General features: G+C 62.2%; 17 protein-coding genes. 9 read left to right on the top strand and 8 right to left on the bottom strand.

What is annotated here, in order from left to right:
* Positions 1-30: 30 nt before the first annotated feature.
* A complete protein-coding gene (gene nirB / locus L6D80_RS13945; RefSeq protein WP_176512615.1) occupies positions 31-2,583 on the top strand; it encodes a nitrite reductase large subunit NirB in 2,553 nt (850 codons plus the stop codon).
* Positions 2,583-2,945, top strand: coding sequence for a nitrite reductase small subunit NirD (gene nirD, locus L6D80_RS13940; RefSeq protein WP_176512614.1), 363 nt, complete (start codon positions 2,583-2,585; stop codon positions 2,943-2,945). Before nirB ends, nirD begins: the two co-directional genes overlap by 1 nt.
* A 104-nt stretch (positions 2,946-3,049) precedes the next feature.
* Here nirD and L6D80_RS13935 read toward each other — a convergent pair whose 3' ends face one another.
* Complete coding sequence (locus L6D80_RS13935; RefSeq protein WP_176512613.1) at positions 3,050-4,369, bottom strand: hypothetical protein; 1,320 nt, start codon at positions 4,367-4,369, stop codon at positions 3,050-3,052.
* A gap of 174 nt (positions 4,370-4,543) precedes the next feature.
* Between L6D80_RS13935 and pcaQ the strand changes: the two genes are divergently transcribed.
* The 5 genes from pcaQ to L6D80_RS13910 all read left to right on the top strand — a co-directional run bounded on the left by pcaQ (position 4,544) and on the right by L6D80_RS13910 (position 7,982).
* Positions 4,544-5,476, top strand: coding sequence for a pca operon transcription factor PcaQ (gene pcaQ, locus L6D80_RS13930; protein ID WP_176512612.1), 933 nt, complete (start codon positions 4,544-4,546; stop codon positions 5,474-5,476).
* A 229-nt stretch (positions 5,477-5,705) separates the two neighbouring features.
* Positions 5,706-6,458 carry a BamJ family beta-barrel-assembly machinery protein gene (locus L6D80_RS13925; protein WP_054900515.1) on the top strand — a complete coding sequence of 251 codons (753 nt, stop codon included), beginning with the start codon at positions 5,706-5,708 and terminating at the stop codon, positions 6,456-6,458.
* A gap of 279 nt (positions 6,459-6,737) precedes the next feature.
* Positions 6,738-7,178 carry a YkvA family protein gene (locus L6D80_RS13920; protein ID WP_054900514.1) on the top strand — a complete coding sequence of 147 codons (441 nt, stop codon included), beginning with the start codon at positions 6,738-6,740 and terminating at the stop codon, positions 7,176-7,178.
* A gap of 100 nt (positions 7,179-7,278) precedes the next feature.
* A complete protein-coding gene (locus L6D80_RS13915; protein ID WP_054900513.1) occupies positions 7,279-7,617 on the top strand; it encodes a helix-turn-helix domain-containing protein in 339 nt (112 codons plus the stop codon).
* Entirely contained in the window at positions 7,614-7,982 is a 369-nt protein-coding gene (locus tag L6D80_RS13910) for a hypothetical protein (RefSeq protein WP_054900512.1), read from the top strand. Before L6D80_RS13915 ends, L6D80_RS13910 begins: the two co-directional genes overlap by 4 nt.
* 78 nt (positions 7,983-8,060) lie before the next feature.
* On the opposite strand, the gene L6D80_RS13905 is transcribed toward L6D80_RS13910, so the two are convergent.
* A complete protein-coding gene (locus L6D80_RS13905; RefSeq protein ID WP_176512611.1) occupies positions 8,061-10,142 on the bottom strand; it encodes a carboxy terminal-processing peptidase in 2,082 nt (693 codons plus the stop codon).
* Positions 10,143-10,282: 140 nt separating this feature from the next.
* Here L6D80_RS13905 and L6D80_RS13900 point away from each other — a divergent pair, with 140 nt between their 5' ends.
* Entirely contained in the window at positions 10,283-11,245 is a 963-nt protein-coding gene (locus L6D80_RS13900) for an NAD(P)H-quinone oxidoreductase (protein ID WP_054900510.1), read from the top strand.
* 61 nt (positions 11,246-11,306) lie between these two features.
* On the opposite strand, the gene L6D80_RS13895 is transcribed toward L6D80_RS13900, so the two are convergent.
* The 6 genes from L6D80_RS13895 to L6D80_RS13870 form a co-directional block, all read right to left on the bottom strand.
* The gene (locus tag L6D80_RS13895; protein WP_054900509.1) at positions 11,307-11,960 is read right to left on the bottom strand and encodes an HAD family hydrolase; all 654 of its coding nucleotides are present in this window, start codon (positions 11,958-11,960) and stop codon (positions 11,307-11,309) included.
* A 13-nt stretch (positions 11,961-11,973) separates the two neighbouring features.
* Positions 11,974-12,963, bottom strand: a complete 990-nt coding sequence (locus L6D80_RS13890; protein ID WP_176512610.1) for an ABC transporter ATP-binding protein — start codon at positions 12,961-12,963, stop codon at positions 11,974-11,976.
* 1 nt (position 12,964) lies between these two features.
* A complete protein-coding gene (locus L6D80_RS13885; protein ID WP_054900507.1) occupies positions 12,965-13,771 on the bottom strand; it encodes an ABC transporter permease in 807 nt (268 codons plus the stop codon).
* A complete protein-coding gene (locus tag L6D80_RS13880) occupies positions 13,761-14,600 on the bottom strand; it encodes an ABC transporter permease (protein WP_054900506.1) in 840 nt (279 codons plus the stop codon). Before L6D80_RS13880 ends, L6D80_RS13885 begins: the two co-directional genes overlap by 11 nt.
* The gene (locus L6D80_RS13875) at positions 14,597-15,403 is read right to left on the bottom strand and encodes an alkaline phosphatase family protein (protein ID WP_054900505.1); all 807 of its coding nucleotides are present in this window, start codon (positions 15,401-15,403) and stop codon (positions 14,597-14,599) included. The genes L6D80_RS13880 and L6D80_RS13875 overlap by 4 nt, the downstream gene beginning before the upstream one ends.
* A 145-nt stretch (positions 15,404-15,548) precedes the next feature.
* Complete coding sequence (locus L6D80_RS13870; protein ID WP_176512609.1) at positions 15,549-16,613, bottom strand: ABC transporter substrate-binding protein; 1,065 nt, start codon at positions 16,611-16,613, stop codon at positions 15,549-15,551.
* A gap of 340 nt (positions 16,614-16,953) precedes the next feature.
* On the opposite strand from L6D80_RS13870, the gene L6D80_RS13865 reads away from it, so the two are divergent.
* Positions 16,954-17,667 carry a UTRA domain-containing protein gene (locus L6D80_RS13865; RefSeq protein WP_054900503.1) on the top strand — a complete coding sequence of 238 codons (714 nt, stop codon included), beginning with the start codon at positions 16,954-16,956 and terminating at the stop codon, positions 17,665-17,667.
* Positions 17,668-17,674 lie beyond the last annotated feature (7 nt).

Raw genomic sequence — 17,674 nt, 5'->3', positions numbered from 1 at the left:
GGCGCTTTTTTTTTGATCGAGGATCGGCTTATGAAGGCAACAGCGAGCAGTGGGCAACGAGAGCGGCTGGTCATCGTCGGCAACGGTATGGTCGGTCATCACTGCGTCGAGCACCTGGTCGAGCGCGGCGCGCTGGCGCGCTTCGAGCTGCGGGTGTTCGGCCAGGAGCGCCAGCGCGCCTACGACCGTGTGCACCTGTCGGAGTACTTCGCCGGCAGCTGCGCCGAAACCCTTGCCCTCTGTGAGCCGGGCTTCTATGACGCCAGCGGCGTGCACCTGCACCTGGGTGAAGCAGTGCTCGAGATTGACCGCGCGCGCCGCGAAGTGGTTACGGCCCAAGGCCGCTACGGCTACGATCGGTTGGTCCTGGCCACCGGCTCCTACCCGTTCGTGCCGTCGATCGAGGGCTCCAGCGCCAATGCCTGCCTGGTGTACCGCACCCTTGACGACCTCGACGCGATCCGCGCCGCAGCCAGCGGTGCCCGCCGTGGTGTGGTAGTGGGTGGCGGCCTGCTGGGCCTTGAGGCCGCCAATGCACTCAAATCCCTCGGCCTGGAAGCCCACGTGGTGGAGTTTGCCCCCCGGTTGATGCCGGTCCAGTTGGATAACGAAGGCGGCGCGGCACTCAAGGCGCAGATCGAAGCGCTGGGCGTAGGTGTGCACCTGTCGTGTGCGACCCAGTCGATCAGCCCCGGCCAGGCCTACCGTTACCGCATGAACTTTGACGGCGGCGAACACCTGGAAACCGACTTGGTCGTGTTCTCCGCCGGCATCCGTCCGCAGGATGCCCTGGGCCGTGCCTGCGGCCTGGCGATTGCCCCGCGCGGCGGGGTGGTGATCGACAATCATTGCCGCACCAGCGACCCCTGCATCTTCGCCATCGGTGAATGCGCTTCGTGGAATGGCAGCGTGTTCGGCCTGGTCGCCCCCGGCTACCACATGGCGCGCAACCTGGCGGCGCTGCTGCTGGGCGCGCAGGCAGGGGAATTCACCGGTGCCGACCTGTCGACCAAGCTCAAGCTGCTGGGCGTGGATGTTGGCTCCATCGGCGATGCCCACGGGGCCACCCCAGGCTCGCGCAGCTACCGCTTCATCGACGAAGCCAACGCCGCCTACCGCCGGCTGGTAGTGGATGCCAGTGGCAAGCAGGTGCTGGGTGCCGTGTTGGTGGGCGATAACAGCTATTACGACACCCTGCTGCAATACGTCCAGAATGGCATCGCACCACCGGCCGACCCGGCCGCGCTGATCCTGCCGCAAAGCGGCGGTGCGCCAACCCTGGGCGCCGATGCATTGCCTGACAGCGCGACCCTTTGCTCGTGCCACAACGTCAGCAAAGGTGCTGTGTGCGCGGCAATCGACAGTGGCTGCAGCGATCTGGCCGCGCTCAAAGGCTGCACCAGGGCGGCGACCGGTTGCGGCGGCTGTGCGGCGCTGCTCAAGCAGGTCTTCGAGCATGAGCTTACCGCCCGAGGCGTGACCGTGGACAAGCGCCTGTGCGAACACTTCGCCTATACCCGTCAAGAGCTCTACGGGCTGGTAAGGGTCGGAGGCATCCGTACCTTCAGCGACCTGCTTGCGCGCCATGGCCAGGGGCATGTCGGTTGCGATATCTGCAAGCCAGCGGTGGGCAATATCCTCGCCTCATGCTGGAACCAGCCGATCATGGACCCCGCCCTGGTGCCGCTGCAGGACACCAACGATACCTTCATGGCCAACATGCAGAAGAACGGCACGTACTCGGTGGTACCACGCATCCCCGGTGGGGAAATCACCCCTGACAAACTGATCGTGATCGGCCAGGTGGCGAAAAAATACGACCTCTATACCAAGATCACCGGCGGCCAGCGCATTGACCTGTTCGGCGCCCAGTTGCATGAGCTGCCGCTGATCTGGGGCGAGTTGATCGAGGCAGGCTTCGAGACTGGCCATGCCTATGGCAAGTCCACCCGCACGGTGAAATCGTGCGTGGGCAGCACCTGGTGCCGGTATGGCGTACAGGACAGCGTCGCCATGGCGCTGCGCCTGGAGGACCGCTACAAGGGCCTGCGCAGCCCGCACAAGCTCAAGTTCGCGGTGTCTGGTTGTACCCGCGAATGCGCCGAGGCGCAGAGCAAGGACATCGGCGTGATCGCCACCGACAAGGGCTGGAACCTGTACGTGTGCGGCAACGGCGGCATGCGCCCACGGCATGCCGAGCTGTTTGCCACCGACCTGGACGATGAAAACCTGGTGCGCCTGATCGACCGCGTGCTGATGTTCTACATCCGCACCGCCGACAAGTTGCAACGTACCTCGGTGTGGCGTGAAAGCCTGGAAGGCGGCCTGGACTACCTCAAACAGGTGATCCTCGACGACAGCCTGGGCCTGGCCGCCGAGCTGGAGGCGCAAATGCAGCACGTGGTCGATCAGTATGAATGCGAGTGGGCCAACGCCCTCAGCGACCCGGAAAAGCTCAAGCGCTTCCGTACCTTCGTCAACGACCAGCGGGCCGACCCGGATGTGCATTTCATCCGTGAGCGCGAGCAGCGTCGCCCCGCTGCACCCCTGCACCTTATTCCAACCGTCGAGGAGGCTGTCTGATGGCTCTGCTCAATGCTGCTGTGACAACGCAGGTGAACTGGCAGGCGGTCTGCCAGGCCGACGACCTGGTCGCCGATTCTGGGGTGGTGGTATGGCTCGATGGGGCGCAGGTGGCGTTGTTCTACCTGCCGGGGCAGGCGCAGCCGCTGTACGCGGTGGACAACCGTGACCCGCGTTCCGGTGCCAACATCATCGGCCGCGGGCTGGTGGGCAGTGTGCAGGGCGAACTGGTGGTGGCGGCGCCGTTGTACAAGCAGCATTTCAGCCTGCAGACCGGGGAGTGCCTGGAGGATGGCGGGCAGAGGTTGCGGGTGTGGCCGGTGCGGTTGAACGATGGTGCTGTCGAGTTGGCTATAGCCTGATTTTCCCGTGTTGCCAGTGCCGGCTCTTTGCGGGTAAACCCGCTCTTGCAGGAGCGGGATTACCCGCAAAGAGCCTTTGAGCTTGCCTCTGCTGCAGCGGCGTACTACCGGGCCTGTTTCAAGGAGACGGCGATCAGGCAGGGGAGCCGATAGCTCTGTTGCACGTCTTCTCCGCTCACCAGCATGCGCTGTTTTTCGGTATCGATGATCATCGAGTAGGTATAGGAATAGAACCCATGCTGCGGCACGATCGCGCCAAACTGACCGTAGCCATGGGGGGGGACAAAGCGGGTGTCGAGTTGGCCGCTCGAGGTGTAGCGCACTGCCATGGCGAAGTCATAGAACGAACCGTATCCGATCAGGCTACCGTCGGCTTCTGCGATATGGTCCCACGCGCCATCAATGTCGAAACGTACCACCTGGCCGTTGTTGAACTCGGGTGCAGGTTTGCCTTGATAATCCAGCCGGTAGAGGGTCGGTGGGCTGTTGTCGTCGTCAATCGAGTAGTGCTGGCCGTATAAAGTGATGCGCTCGCTGCTATCTTCTACCGTAAAACCATTGTTGATAATGCCTACCTCCGACCAGTGATGGCCTTTATCGCCGAATGTCTCGTCGAGACTTCCTCGCAGTGACAGGCTACTGGTTACGGCATGATCGTCCCCATTGAGATTCACATAAGTGGAGATGACTATTCGCTGTACTCCGGTTTTTGAGGCGATGACGGCAATGCCGTCAAGGATGTGCACCGGACTTTCGGGAATCAGGTTACTCATGGCTAGCAACCCCTCTTCACCGAAGCCGCTGTCCCTGCCACCATCGGCCTTCAGGGCCACAACCACTGCCTTGAATACACCTTCTTCGCGGCGCAGAGCCGTTGCAACGGCCCCTTCTCGATGACAGGCCAGTTTCTCCAATACAAGATCCACACCGAACAAATCACGCGTGTCGACATAACCCCTACCTTGGCCGAAATTCGGATCGACTTCGCCTTTGGCACCCAGCTTCCATAGATGGGTGGTTGATTCTTGGATAACCGACACGCTCACCAGCAGATTGCCCGACTCGTCCTCTGCTACCGCATCGGCGTTCAAATAGTTCCCCGTGGACAGCTTGGTGAAATCGACCATACCACTGCCGTTGAACGTGGTGTCTGGCTTGCCATTCTCGTCCAGGCAGGCAATGAAGACCTGGTGTTGACCATCGGAATCGGCCTGATAGCCAGTTACGTAGAATCGCCCCGGCCGTACTTTGCTTTTGAGCACGCTGGTCGCAGACCCCAGGTTACCCTCGCGGTTGTCTGTGAAGTGGCCATGGCCTTTCTGGCCATAGCTGAAGTCGATGGGGGCCACGGGCTGTTGCGCAGCGGCCTCGCAGAAAGGGCGGACGGGGTGGGGCGAGCGTACAGGCTTCCTGAGTCGGGTCATGGCTTTGAGCTCCCGGTGTGGTAGAGATCGGAAGGCCTATTCAGCCCCATGCTGCCAGGATCTGCTACTGACAGAAATGACAGGTGCGTGAGTGTTCAAATCATGGGTTGACGAGTGAAACTGTGGCGGCATGACCCGGATACGCCGCAGGCGGCGATGCGGTAAGCTTGCGGCATGAATCTCGACACCCGCATCAAGTACCGTCACCTGCTGTGCTTCCTGGAGATCGCCCGGCAGGGCAGCCTGGCCAGGGCTGCCGACATGCTCGCCATCAGCCAGCCGGCCATTTCCAAGACCCTCAAGGAACTCGAAGACCTGCTGGAAGCACGCCTGTTCGCGCGCAGCCGCCAGGGCGTCGAGCTGACCCCGGCCGGGACGCGCTTCATGCGTTACGCCGGGCCCAGCGTGCAGGCCCTGCGCGACGGCGTCAGCAGCTTGCGCGGCGAAGCGCGGGCGCCGTCACAGGTGCGTATCGGCGTGTTGTCGACGGTCGAGGGCCTGCTCATGCCCGAGGTACTGTGCCGCCTGCACCAGCGCCATGAAGCGCTGGTGCTCAGTGTGGCCACCGGGGTCAGCGCGCAGCTGCTCGGCCAGCTACGCCTGGGCGAACTGGAACTGGTGGTCGGGCGCATGACCGACAGCCCGCAGATCCAGGGCCTTTCGTTCGAGCACCTGTACAGCGAGTCGATGAGCCTGGTAGTGCGCCCGGGTCACCCGCTGCTGGCCGCCACGCCGGTCGAGCGCGCCTTGGTGGGGCGTTACCCGTTGGTGTTGCCGCCCGCAGGCACCACCATCCGCCAGCATGCCGACAGCCTGTTTGTGCAATGCGCCATCCAGATGCCGGCGCAGCGCCTGGAGACGCTGTCGCTGGCCCTGAGCCGGCGCTACCTGCTGGGCAGCGATGCACTGTGGGTGGCGCCGCGCGATGCGGTGCTGCTCGACCTGCGCCGTGGCGAGCTGGTGGAGCTTGACCTGGGCATGCGCGAGCCGGGCGGCTCGGTTGGCATATGCCGCAATGCCGCCTTGCCGCAGAGCCTGCCGGGGCAGTGGGTGTGCGAAGTGCTGCGCGAGGTGGCAGGGGAGTACCGCGAGGGCAAGTACCCCTGAGCGCAGGTATTTCAACACCCGGTGAAATAAACCCCCGCAGTAACCGGGCAAAAACGGCACAACAGGTCAATACTGGCCACTGGCTGCAAACGCTTGGATGAATAAGCGTTTAACTACTGAACTTCCTTACTAAAACCCGCTCCTATGCCGGTAGCCATTGGTCATGGCCGCCTGCTAAGCTCGCGGCTTTACCCTGATTGCCCTTATGGCGCATGAACAAGGAAATAGCATGAAACAGCATCGTCTGGCGGCTGCGGTTGCCCTGGTAGGCCTGGTATTGGCTGGCTGCGACCAACAAGCCAGCACCCCCGAGCTGAAGACTCCGGCACAGAAAGCCTCCTACGGTATCGGCCTGAACATGGGCAAGAGCCTGGCTCAGGAAGGCATGGAAGACCTTGATTCCAAGGCCGTGGCCCTGGGCATCGAAGATGCCGTCGGCAAGAAAGAGCAGCGCATCAAGGACGAAGAGCTGGTAGAAGCTTTCACCTCGTTGCAAAAACGTGCCGAGGAGCGCCTGGCCAAGGCCAGCGAAGAAGCCGCCTCCGCCGGCAAGAAATTCCTTGAAGAAAACGCCAAGAAGCCAGGCGTTGTCACCACCGCTTCGGGCCTGCAGTACGAAGTGGTCAAGAAGGCCGACGGCCCGCAGCCCAAGCCGACCGACGTGGTCACTGTTCACTACGAAGGCAAGCTGATCGATGGCAAGGTGTTCGACAGCTCCGTCGAACGCGGCAGCCCGATCGACCTGCCAGTCAGCGGTGTGATCCCAGGTTGGGTCGAAGGCCTGCAACTGATGCACGTTGGCGAGAAGTACAAGCTGTTCATCCCAGCTGAGCTGGCTTACGGTGCGCAAAGCCCGAGCCCGCTCATTCCGGCCAACTCGGTCCTGGTGTTCGATCTGGAACTGATCGCCATCAAGGACCCGGCCCAACTGCAGGGTGATGCACCGGAAGGCGAAGCTCCGGCTGAAGCACCCGCCAAGTAATACTGGCTGCACCGCGTACAACGCCCCGCCTCGTCGGGGCGTTGTCATATCTGGACCACGCTGGGCGAACCTCGCAGCCTGGTCACTGTCCGAGAAGAGGCAGCGTGAAGAAGCACAGTGGGTGTGACGCTAATTGTTTGCGCAACTGCAACGACTGTGTAAAAAACGCCCGATCTGACCGGGGCCCTTGCCTTGTGGGCGCCTGCCGTCAGAAACTTCACCCTGTTCACAAGGTTATCCACAATAAATGTGGATAACCTATTCCCTGCTGGAGGGTCCATGAGCGCACCTTGGAATTTCGCACGCTTCCTGCCTTTGGCTGAGCGCCTGCTCAGCCGCGGCCGGTTGCCGGCCTTGCTGTTTGCCGTGGCGCGCAAGGGCCCGCGCCTTGGCCAATTGCGCGAAGACGTCAAGCTGATGCAGTCGTTGTGCCTGGCCTGGTGGCGTGGCGAGTACCGAGCGATCAGCCCCAAGGCCCTGGTAACGATCGTCGCCGGTCTGCTGTACTTCGTCAGCCCCATCGACGCCATACCCGACTGGATCCTCGGCGTCGGCTTCCTTGATGACATCGCCGTGCTGGGCTGGGTGCTCAAGACCGTCGCCGATGAATTGGCGCGCTTCAAGGCTTGGCGCGACAGCCAGACACCCGAGCGCCTGCGTGTGGTAGAACGCCTGCCCGATACCCCTGAAGCGCTGCGCCTGGAGCGTAAATCGCACTGAAGGCAAGCAGGTCCCCACACACTCCCGCACTTGGTAATATAATTGGCATAAGGATTATGCCTACGGATTACATGCCGTAATCCTACGTAAGGGGGTTGTAATGGGTATTCAGGTCATTAGCCGGGACGGTCAGCCCGAGTACGCCGTCGTTCCCTGGGAGCAATACCAAGCGCTGCTTAGGGCCGCAGGGCAAGCCCCTGCCGAGGTGCTTGCCGAAACCAGCGAGGGCAATGCGTCAAGTGCACCTTTGCCGGCCTTCAGCCAGGTGTCGCAGTTGCGTCAGGCCAAAGGTATCGCTCCAGAGCAGCTGGCGCGTAATGTCGGCGTAAGCCCGGCGTACCTGAGCATGATCGAGTCAGGTGAGCGCCAGCCGGATGCGGCAATCCGCCGTGCCCTGGCCTGGCACCTGGGCGTCGCGGGTTGGAGCGAGCCGTCATGAGCCAGGTCAGGATCAGTCGTCAGCATTGGCAAAGCCTGCTGGACGAGCTTGATCTGGCCCGCCGTCAACGGCACTTGCTGACTTACCGCGCGCTGATCGAGCGCTTGCAATTGCCCTGTCCAGCAATGCAGACACTCACTGCCGCTCTGGAGTACCTGGCAGTACTGGATGCCCGTGCCGAGCAGCCCCTGCGTAGCTCGTTGGTGATCAGCCAAGGCGCCAGCCGCCTGCCGCGCACCGGCTTTTTCGAGTGTGTAGAGCGCCTGGGGCGCTTTACAGGGCCGGCCGATGGCATGGAAGCAGCCTCATGGCATGCCTCGGAGGTGGTGCGGGTGTTCGAATACAGCTATCCCGAGATCGCCTGATCGGTTCTCAGCGGGCTTGAAAACGAAAGGGCCGGGCATTGAGATGCCCGGCCCTTTTGCTTCACGTCCGTGACGCGGTTACTGCTTGGCTACCTTGGTGCTGGCACTCAGGTAGTCGATCAGGATGCGACCGGTTTCGGAGAGGTAGGCGTCGTCCTCCGGCTTGGTGTTTTCGTCCTCGGCCGGCAGCGCGTCCTCATCCTCTTTCTTCAGCTCTTTGAGCGGCTCTTCACCCTTGGCCTTGCGGCGGGTGTTTTCCAGCGCCAGCTGCTTGGCCTCGATTTCATCGTGGCGCGCACGACGGTCCTGCTCGTTGAGGCTGACAGTTTTCTCGTTCATGAGCTTCTGGGTCAGGGCGAGGCGGTCGCGGATGTAGGTGAATTCCGCATCCTTGTCGCTGCGCGCTTCATGCTGTGCCTTGAGCTGGGCCAGGAACGGCTTGAACGGGTCGCTTGCCGGTTTGATCGCCGGGCGGATGGTGTCCCATGGCATGGCCTCGGGCAGGGCACTCTCGCCGATTTCCTTGGTGTCGATGATCGACGGGTAGTCGATATCCGGCAACACGCCTTGGTGTTGAGTGCTTTGGCCGGAAACCCGGTAGAACTTGGCCAGGGTCAGCTTCAGCTCACCATGGTTAAGCGGTTGGATGGTCTGCACGGTGCCTTTGCCGAAGGTCTGGCCACCGATGATCAGCGCGCGGTGGTAGTCCTGCATGGCGCCGGCGAAGATCTCCGAGGCCGAAGCCGAGAGGCGGTTGACCAGCAGTGCCAGCGGGCCTTTGTAGAAGGCGCCAGGGTTTTCGTCTTCCAGCACATCCACGCGGCCGTCGCTGTTGCGTACCAGTACGGTCGGGCCTTTCTCGATGAACAGGCTGGTCAGCTCGGTGGCTTCCTGCAAGGAGCCGCCGCCGTTGTTGCGCAGGTCGATGACCACGCCGTCGACTTTTTCCTTTTGCAGCTCAGTCAGCAGCTTCTTGACGTCGCGCGTGGTGCTCTTGTAATCCGGATCCCCGGCACGGTAGGCCTTGAAGTCCAGGTAGAAGGCCGGGATTTCGATGATGCCCAGCTTGTAATCACGGCCATCCTGCTTGAGCTTGAGCACCGACTTCTTCGCTGCCTGCTCTTCAAGTTTCACCGCTTCACGGGTAATCGACACGATCTTGCTGGTCTGGTCGCTCGGCGCATTGCTGGCCGGGATGACTTCAAGGCGCACCACCGAGCCTTTCGGGCCGCGGATCAGTTTGACCACTTCGTCCAGGCGCCAGCCGACCACGTCGACCATTTCCTTGTTGCCCTGGGCAACGCCGATGATCTTGTCGGCCGGTGCGACCTGTTTGGTCTTGGCCGCAGGCCCGGCAGGCACCAGGCGCACGATCTTGACCTGGTCGTTGTCGCTTTGCAGCACAGCGCCGATGCCTTCGAGCGACAGGCTCATGTTGATGTCGAAGTTCTCGGCATTGTCCGGCGACAGGTAGTTGGTGTGCGGGTCGTAGGACTGGGCAAAGGTGTTGATGTAGGCCTGGAAGATGTCCTCGGCACGGGTCTGGTCCAGGCGCGCCAGTTGATTCTTGTAGCGCTTGGTCAGGGTTTCCTGGATCTGCTTGGGCTCTTTGCCGGCGATCTTCTGGCGCAGTACTTCGTCCTTGACGCGCTTGCGCCACAGGTCGTCCAGCTCGGCCTGGTTCTTCATCCATGGGGCATCCTTGCGGTCGATCAGCAAGGTTTCCTTGGTGGTGAAGTCCATCTTGTCCACGCCCTTGTTCAGCTCGGCCAGGGCGAAGTCCAGGCGTTGCTTGACGCGGTCGAGGTAGCGCTTGTAGATGGTGAAGCCGGGGTCCAGGTTACCGCTTTTGAGGAAGTCGTCGAACTGCGTCTTCCACTTGTCGAATTCGGCGATATCGGCGGCGGTGAAATAGCTGCGCGCCGGATCCAGCAACTTGATGTAGCTGTCGTAGATGATGACCGAGCGGGCGTCATCGAGCGGCGGTTTACTGTAGTGGTGGCGCTTTAATAGCTCCACCACGTTGAGGCTGGCGACGATTTCGTCACGGTCCGGCTGCAGGCTGTCCCACTTGTTGGCGGCCGCCGCATTGCCGCCGAGCGTGAGGCTGCCCAGGCCAATCATCAGGGCCAGGGCGGTGCTTGGTAGGAAATGCTTCATGCTGATTCGACGTGGAGGCAATTGATCACGCATAGTAGGCCGTCTTTTCCGTTGCCGGTTCCATTGAGCCGGACAAATACTGCAAAAAGCCTGGGGTAAGCGTTCCCCAGGCTCAGTCATGATTCAACTATGGAGGCACTGTGAAGGCATTGCAAGGCGTTGACGGACATGTGGAGTGGGTCGAGGCCGAACGCCCGGCCTGTGACGCCGGCCAAGTACGTATTCGCGTGGCGGCTGCCGGGCTGAACCGCGCTGACTTGTTGCAGATGAAGGGCCTGTACCCGCCACCGCCAGGGGCCAGCCCATACATGGGCCTGGAATGCGCTGGGGTGATCGAAGAAGTGGGGGCGGGCGCTGACTGGCGGGTAGGCGATCGGGTATGCGCGCTGCTGGCCAGCGGCGCCATGGCCGAAGAAGTGGTGGTGGACGCCCGCCATGTACTGCCGGTGCCAGAAGGCTTGAGCCTGCACGAGGCGGCAGCGCTGCCCGAGGTGTACGCCACGGCGTGGTTGAACATTTTCCAGTTGGGCGCAGTCAAGGCGGGCGAGAAAGTGCTGGTGCACGCGGGGGCCAGCGGCGTGGGCTCGGCGGCGATCCAGCTGTGCAAGGCGTTTGGCAGCCCGGTGTACGTGAGCGTTGGCTCTCAGGACCGCCTTGCATACTGCCAGGCCCTGGGTGCGGCCGGGGGTGTGGTGCGTAACGAGAACCTCGATGATCTCGAGGGGCACGGGCCGTTCGACGTGATTCTCGATCCAGTGGGGGCGAGTTACGGGCAATTGAACCTCAAGCTGCTGGCACGCGATGGGCGTTGGGTGATCATTGGCCTGATGGGCGGGCGCCAGGTCGAGCTGGACCTGGCTCAGGTACTGGGCAAGCGCCTGGGCATCACCGGCTCCACATTGCGCAACCGCGACGATGGGTTCAAGGCCGAACTGCTGCGCGAGCTGCAGCAGCAGGTGTGGCCGTTGTTTACCGAAGGGCGCTTGTCGCCACAGCTGGTGGATACCTACCCGGTAGAGTTTGCCCAGGCGGCGTATGCCGAGCTTGAGAGCAACCAGGTGTCTGGCAAGCTGGTGATGGTGATAGATCCGAGCCTGGTGTAATCAGGGCCGACCGCTTCGCAGTCAACCTGCGAAGCGGCCGGAACGAAAACCCTGGCAAAGGCTAGGACCAGCTCAGAATCGGCCAGCCATTGGTCTGGGCGTGTTCGCGCAGCACAGCATCCGGGTTCACCACATGGGGGTAATCCACTTTCAACAACAACGGCAGGTCATTCCTCGAGTCGGAATAGAAACTGGCCCCTTCCAGGTTTTCCTGCTCCTGGTCCAACCATTCCAGCAGCCGGGTAATCTTGCCCTCACGGTAAGTCAGCACGCCATGGGTCTTGCCCGTATATACCCCATTCACCGCTTCCAGCTCGATCGCCAGGTACTCGTCCACGCCCAGCCGTGCGGCAATTGGCCCAACCAGGTGCGTACCCGAGGCTGAGATGATCAGAATGCGGTCGCCACGCTGGCGGTGTTCAGCGATGCAGCGGCAGGCATCGCCGTAGATGATCGGCTCGATCACTTCCTCGACCCAGGGCTCCACCAGGTGCTCGACCTCTTCCAGAGTGCGGCCGGCAATCGGCTCCAGGCTGAAGGCCATGTAGTCCTCCATCTGCAGGTGGCCCTTGCCGTAGGCCTCCATCAGTTCATGGTCACGGCGCAGGAACTCCTTGCCGTCGACCCAGCCCAGCCGTGCCATCTGCTCGCTCCACAGCGACGCGCAGTCACCGTGGATCAAGGTTTCATCCAGATCGAATATTGCCAGTGCCATGTATTGAATCTCCTTAGGCCACTTCCCGTAGCGCCGTGGGGTCGATCGACAAGGATACCCGCTGCCCGTCGGGGTGCAGGTCGGCCGGTGAGCGGTTGAGCACATCGACCACCAGCTCTACCTCTCGCACCCGCACCCGGTAGCGGATCACGTTGCCGAGCAGGCTGTGACTGCGTACCTCACCCTCCAGTTCACCGTTCAGGCCCAGGGTGATCGACTCAGGACGGATGGCCAGCCGGCTGGCGACCGGGCGCTGCAGCAAGCGGCTGGCGCTGTCTGCATCGAGCACGTTGTAGTTGCCGATGAAGCCTGCGGCGAACAGGTCGACGGGCGCGGTGTAGAGGGTCTCGGCATCGCCACTTTGGACGATGCGCCCCTGGTTCATCAGGAAGATGCGGTCTGACATGGTCAGCGCTTCTTCCTGGTCGTGGGTGACGAAGATCGTGGTCAGCCCCAGCTCACGCTGGATGGCGCGAATCTGCTCGCGCAGGTGCTTGCGGATACGCGCATCCAGTGCCGACAGCGGCTCGTCGAGCAGCAGCAGGCGTGGGCGGGTGACCAGCGAGCGGGCCAAGGCCACACGCTGGCATTGGCCCCCCGACAACTGGTGCGGGTAGCGCCCGGCAAAGCTGCCCAGTTCCACCAGGTCCAGGGCTTCGCGCACCCGCACCTGGCTCTCGTCGACCTTGATCTTCTGCATGCGCAGGCCGAAGGCGACGTTCTGCTCCACGGTCATGTTGGGGAACAGCGCGTAGCTCTGGAACACCATGCCGATGCCACGCTTTTGCGGGCTCAGCGGGACGATGTCGTGGCCGTCGAGCAGGATCTGCCCGCCGTCCACTGGCGTCAGGCCGGCGATGCAACGCAGCAGGGTGGACTTGCCGCAGCCGGAGGGCCCAAGCAGGGTGACGAACTCGCCGCGTTCGATCTGGCAATCGATGTTTTCGAACACCGGGGTGCCGGCATAGCTTTTGTGCAGTTTCTGTACGCTGACGAAGCTCATGTCAGGTTTTATCCTTGTTCAGGCGGTTGGCAACCCAGGTCAGCACCAGCACGAAGGCGAAGTACGAGATCACCAGCGCGCTGTTGAAGTGGCCGCTGCTGTTGCGCATGTTGTTCAGGTACACCTGCAGGGTCTCGTAGCGAGTGCCGACCAGCAGGTTGGCAAACACGAACTCACCGAACAGGAACGAGAACGACAGCAGCAGCGCTACCATCAGGCCTTTGCGCAGGTTAGGCAGCACGACCAGGAACGCGGCTTGCCAGGTGCTGGCACCAAGCAACTGGGCAGCGTCCATCAGATCGCGCAGGTTGATGGCCTGCAGGTTGTTGGTGATCGCCCGGTACATGAAGGGCAAGGCGATGGTGAAGTAGCAGCCGATCAGGATCCACGGAGTGCCGACCATGGCCATCGGACCACTGCCGTACAGCTGCAACAGACCTACCGAGGACACCACCGGCGGCACCGCGAACGGCAGCAGGATGAGGACATTCATCAAGGCGTCGAGCTTGGGAAAGTGGTAGTGCACCACGAACAGCAGCGGCAGGATCAGCACCACCGACAGCATCAGCGCACCCACGCACACCAGCAGCGATTGGCCGAAGGCGGCGAGGAAGCGCGGTTCACTCCACAATGCCACGTACCATTTCAGGGTCAGCCCACTGGGCAGCAGGCTGGCGGACCAATTGGTGGCCAGCGAGTAGAGCAGGGTGCCCGCCAGCGGCAGCAGCAGGATCAGGAACAGCAAGTACACCACCAGCCGGTGATACAGGCTGCTGGGGTTCGGCTTGGTCAAGGGCTTAGCGGGCATGGTAGCTCCTTTTCAGCAGCCATTGATGGGCCACTGTGACCAGCGTCATCAACCCCACCAGCACCATGGCCAGGGCGCTGGCCAGGTTCGGGTCGAGGCTGATGTCCCCGGCCACCAGGCCAGCGATGCGGATCGTCAACACGTTGAAGTTGCCGGTGGTCAGCGCATACACCGTGGCGTAGGCGCCCAGGGCGTTGGCCAGCAGGATCACGAACGTGCCCAGCAGCGCGGGGGTCAATACCGGCAGGCCAATGTGCCGCCAGTACTGCCAGTGGCTGGCGCCCAGCAGCGCGGCCGATTCACGCCAGTCTTCGCGCAAGGCGTCGAATGCCGGGTAAAGCAGCAGTACGCCCAGGGGGATCTGGAAGTAGGTGTAGACCAGGATCAAGCCGGGCTTGGAATAGATGCTGAAGTCTTCCAGCAGGCCGATCTGTTTGAGCAGCAGGGTCAGTGCCCCATTGAAACCGAGCAGGATGATGAAGGCGAAGGCCAGCGGCACACCGGTGAAATTACTGGTCATGTTGGCGAAGGCGCTGACGAAGTCGCGCAACCGTGAATCGACCTGGCGCAGCGAATAGGCACCCAGCGTGGCGATGACGATGCCGAACAGGCTCGACCAGAAGCTGATCTCCAGGCTGCGTTGCAGCGCCTGCAGGTAGAACTTGGAGGCAAACACCTTACTGAAGTTTTCAACACCCCAGCCAGCCTCTGATTGCACACTGTTGATCGCCACCCAGGCCAGCGGGGCGATCTGGAAAATGATGAAGAACACGGTGAACGGCAGCAGGCAGAGCAGGGCGAGGTAACGGCCACGGGAGCTGGACTTCACTTGAGCAGCTCCCGGCAGACGGTCTTGTCATGGGGAGCGCCCAACAGCTCGCAGAGGGTGCCGCACAGTTCGGTCTGCAACGGCTTGGCCGCCGGGTCGAGGCTGAAAGCATCGCCGAACACGAACAACGGCACCTCGCGTTCTTCGGCCAGCAGGCCATTGTGCGAACGGTCGTTGTTCATACCGTGGTCGGCGGTGACCAGCACCTGGTAGCCCTCTTCGAGCCAGCGTGGCAGATAGTCGGCCAGAAGAATGTCGGCGCTGCGTGCGGCGTTGCGGTACTGGCTGCTGTCCAGGCCATGACGGTGGCCGGCGTCGTCGATGTTCATCGGGTGCACCAGCAGGAAGTTCGGGGCATGGCGCCGGCGCAGGTATTCGGCATCAGCCAGCAGGTGCGAGTCGGGGTAATGGTCAGCCCAGTAGAACAGGCCGTGCTGGATTGGCAGCTTCGGTGCGTGGGTATGGCGGTCACGCAGCGGGTCGAAGGGTGAGCGGTTGTACAGTTCGCTTACCCAGTGATAGGCCGCCGCAGCTGTGCCCAGGTTGGCTTCGCGGGCGTAGTGGAACACGCTGCGCTGGTTGGACAGGCGGTTGACGTTGTTGTGCACGATGCCGCTGTCGATCGGCGGTACGCCGGTCAGGATGCACTCGTACAACGGGCGCGACAGGGAAGGTAACTCGCATTCCACGCGGTACAGCGCGGCGCGGTCGGCTTCGACGTAGGCGTGCAGGTGACCCATGGCGTGGTGGGCCACCTGGTAGTTGAGGCCGTCGAGCAGGACCAGGATGACATTGTGGTTCATTCGAAGCTCCGCAGGTTTTCAAGATCGGCCGCTGTGCGGCCGTTCGCGGGTCAAGCCCGCTCCCATTGGTTCTCCACAGCTCTTGCATCCTGTGCTGTACCTGTGGGAGCGGGCTTGCCCCGCGAACGAGGGCTTGCCCTCGCTGTCACTCCATCTCGATGATCACTTGCTCCTGCCACATCTGCGGCAGCTTCTTCGAGGTCGCTTCCCACACTTCGGCATTCTTGATCGGCTGCGCAGCACCGTATTGCGCGTTGGGCAGCAGCTTGGCCTGCACGTCGGCCGGCAGTTTCAGGTGCTCGGCGCGGATCGGCCGGGCATGCCCCTTGGCCAGGTTAATCTGCCCGGCGTCGCTGAAGATGTATTCACGTGCCAGCTTGGCCGCGTTCGGGTGCTTGGCGTATTTGTTGATGATGGTGGTGTAGCCCGAGGTGATCGATCCGTCCGAAGGGATCAGCACTTCGAAGCGCTTGGGGTCGATCTGATCACGGTAGCTCAGGCCATTGAAGTCCCACACCACGCCGACTTCCACTTCGCCTTTTTCCAGGGTCTGGATGGTCGGGTTGGCCAGCGACAGGCGTTTTTGCTGGGCCAGCTTGGTGAACAGCTGCAGGCCCGGCGCGACGTTGCTCTCGTCACCCTTGTAGGCGATGGCCGCAGCCAGTACGCCGTTGGCAGCTTGGGCGGCGGTGCCGACGTCACCGATGGCGACCTTGTACTTGCCTTTTTCCAGGTCGTGCCAGGTTTTAGGGCGTTCCTCTTCCTTCACCAGGTCCTTGTTGATGATGAAGGCGATGGTGCCGGTATAGGCCAGTGCCCAGTGGCCGTCCTTGTCCTTTGCCCAGTCGGGCACCTGGTCCCAAGTGCTGGGCTTGTATGGCTGGCTCACGTCCTTGGCCACGGCAATCGGGCCGAAGGCTGCGCCCACGTCGCCGATGTCGGCGCTGGCATTGTCCTTCTCGGCGTCGAACTTGGCGATTTCCTGGGCCGAGCTCATGTCGGTGTCGCTGTGCTTGAGGCCGTACTTGTTGGCCAGGTCTTCCCAGGTGCCTTTCCAGTTGGCCCAGGCATCGGGCATGCCCACGCTGTTGACGGTACCTTCCTTGCGGGCGGCGTCTTCCAGGGCCTTGAGGTCGGTGCCGGCCGCCATGGCCGAGCTACACAATGCGATGGCCGAGCCGAGCAGTGAGGCCATGAAGAACTTTTTCATCCGAAGCTCCTTGGGTGGGTGCCTTTAGCGATCGTTGTTATGAATGAAACCTTTGCTTGTGAACCCTTTGGTCTAGGTCAGCAAACCTTGAGCCAAGGTAGGCCGCTTGCGTGACAATTTGATGTACGGGATGCCCTCAAACAGGTGGCAAGGTTTGCTGAAAATACAGCGTAGCCCAGATCGCAGCCCGCGATTTACAGGGCTTGGCCCGAATCTCGCAATGCTCGGGCAATGGGGGGCGCAGCCTTTGTCACAGGATGTTCATAAGCCCTGCCTAGGCTTGCACTATTCTCCAACTGCCCTGTTTTGGGGCTGGACTAGTCCAGATAGGTAACCTTTGATGCAGTCAACGCCACCGCGTGCGGTAACAGCCATCTGCCATGCCTTGCAGGAGCAGATCGAGCACGGCCTGCTGGCGCCGGGCGGCAAGCTGCCGGCCGAACGCAAGCTCAGCGAAGTGTTCGACACCACCCGCATTACCCTGCGTGAGGCGCTGGCGCAACTGGAGGCACACGGGTTGATCTACCGTGAAGAGCGGCGCGGCTGGTTCGTTGCGCCAGAGCGGCTGACCTACGACCTGATCGAGCGTAGCCATTTTCATGCAATGGTGCGGGACCAGGGGCGGGAGGCAAGCACCGAGCTGCTGTCGGCCCGGCTGCAACCGGCTTCGGCGGCCATCTGTGCGCGCCTGCGCTTGCCAGCGCTGTCCAGTGTGGTGCGGATCTGTCGGTTGCGGCGTATCGATGGGCGTGCGGTGCTGTACGCCGAGCACTACCTCAACCCGACGTACTTCCCTGCCATCCTCGAGCAGAACCTGGCGCAATCGCTCACGGAGATTTACGGGCGGGTGTATGGCATCCGCTATGGGCAGGTGCGTTTCGAGATCCTGCCGACGGCATTGCCGGTGGAGGCGGCAGCGGCACTGAAGGTGTCCACGGGCAGCCCGGGGTTGCATATCACCCGGGTCAACAGTGACCAGCATGGGCACCTGATCGACTGTGACCTGGAGTATTGGCGCCATGATGCGATTCGCATCCGCGCACAGGCAGGGTAGGGCTGGG

This window comes from Pseudomonas ceruminis (genome assembly GCF_021602025.1).
Classification (GTDB): domain Bacteria; phylum Pseudomonadota; class Gammaproteobacteria; order Pseudomonadales; family Pseudomonadaceae; genus Aquipseudomonas; species Aquipseudomonas ceruminis.
Note: the sequence above shows the minus strand (reverse complement) of the source record. Positions and strands in the feature narration are given on the sequence as shown.

Excerpts from the sequence above, each read along its gene's own strand:
- nirB (WP_176512615.1), top strand. The coding sequence starts at position 31 with ATGAAGGCAACAGCGAGCAGTGGGCAACGAGAGCGGCTGGTCATCGTC.
- nirD (WP_176512614.1), top strand. The coding sequence starts at position 2,583 with ATGGCTCTGCTCAATGCTGCTGTGACAACGCAGGTGAACTGGCAGGCG.
- L6D80_RS13935 (WP_176512613.1), bottom strand. The coding sequence starts at position 4,369 with ATGACCCGACTCAGGAAGCCTGTACGCTCGCCCCACCCCGTCCGCCCT.
- pcaQ (WP_176512612.1), top strand. The coding sequence starts at position 4,544 with ATGAATCTCGACACCCGCATCAAGTACCGTCACCTGCTGTGCTTCCTG.
- L6D80_RS13925 (WP_054900515.1), top strand. The coding sequence starts at position 5,706 with ATGAAACAGCATCGTCTGGCGGCTGCGGTTGCCCTGGTAGGCCTGGTA.
- L6D80_RS13920 (WP_054900514.1), top strand. The coding sequence starts at position 6,738 with ATGAGCGCACCTTGGAATTTCGCACGCTTCCTGCCTTTGGCTGAGCGC.
- L6D80_RS13915 (WP_054900513.1), top strand. The coding sequence starts at position 7,279 with ATGGGTATTCAGGTCATTAGCCGGGACGGTCAGCCCGAGTACGCCGTC.
- L6D80_RS13910 (WP_054900512.1), top strand. The coding sequence starts at position 7,614 with ATGAGCCAGGTCAGGATCAGTCGTCAGCATTGGCAAAGCCTGCTGGAC.
- L6D80_RS13905 (WP_176512611.1), bottom strand. The coding sequence starts at position 10,142 with ATGAAGCATTTCCTACCAAGCACCGCCCTGGCCCTGATGATTGGCCTG.
- L6D80_RS13895 (WP_054900509.1), bottom strand. The coding sequence starts at position 11,960 with ATGGCACTGGCAATATTCGATCTGGATGAAACCTTGATCCACGGTGAC.
- L6D80_RS13890 (WP_176512610.1), bottom strand. The coding sequence starts at position 12,963 with ATGAGCTTCGTCAGCGTACAGAAACTGCACAAAAGCTATGCCGGCACC.
- L6D80_RS13885 (WP_054900507.1), bottom strand. The coding sequence starts at position 13,771 with ATGCCCGCTAAGCCCTTGACCAAGCCGAACCCCAGCAGCCTGTATCAC.
- L6D80_RS13875 (WP_054900505.1), bottom strand. The coding sequence starts at position 15,403 with ATGAACCACAATGTCATCCTGGTCCTGCTCGACGGCCTCAACTACCAG.
- L6D80_RS13870 (WP_176512609.1), bottom strand. The coding sequence starts at position 16,613 with ATGAAAAAGTTCTTCATGGCCTCACTGCTCGGCTCGGCCATCGCATTG.
- L6D80_RS13865 (WP_054900503.1), top strand. The coding sequence starts at position 16,954 with ATGCAGTCAACGCCACCGCGTGCGGTAACAGCCATCTGCCATGCCTTG.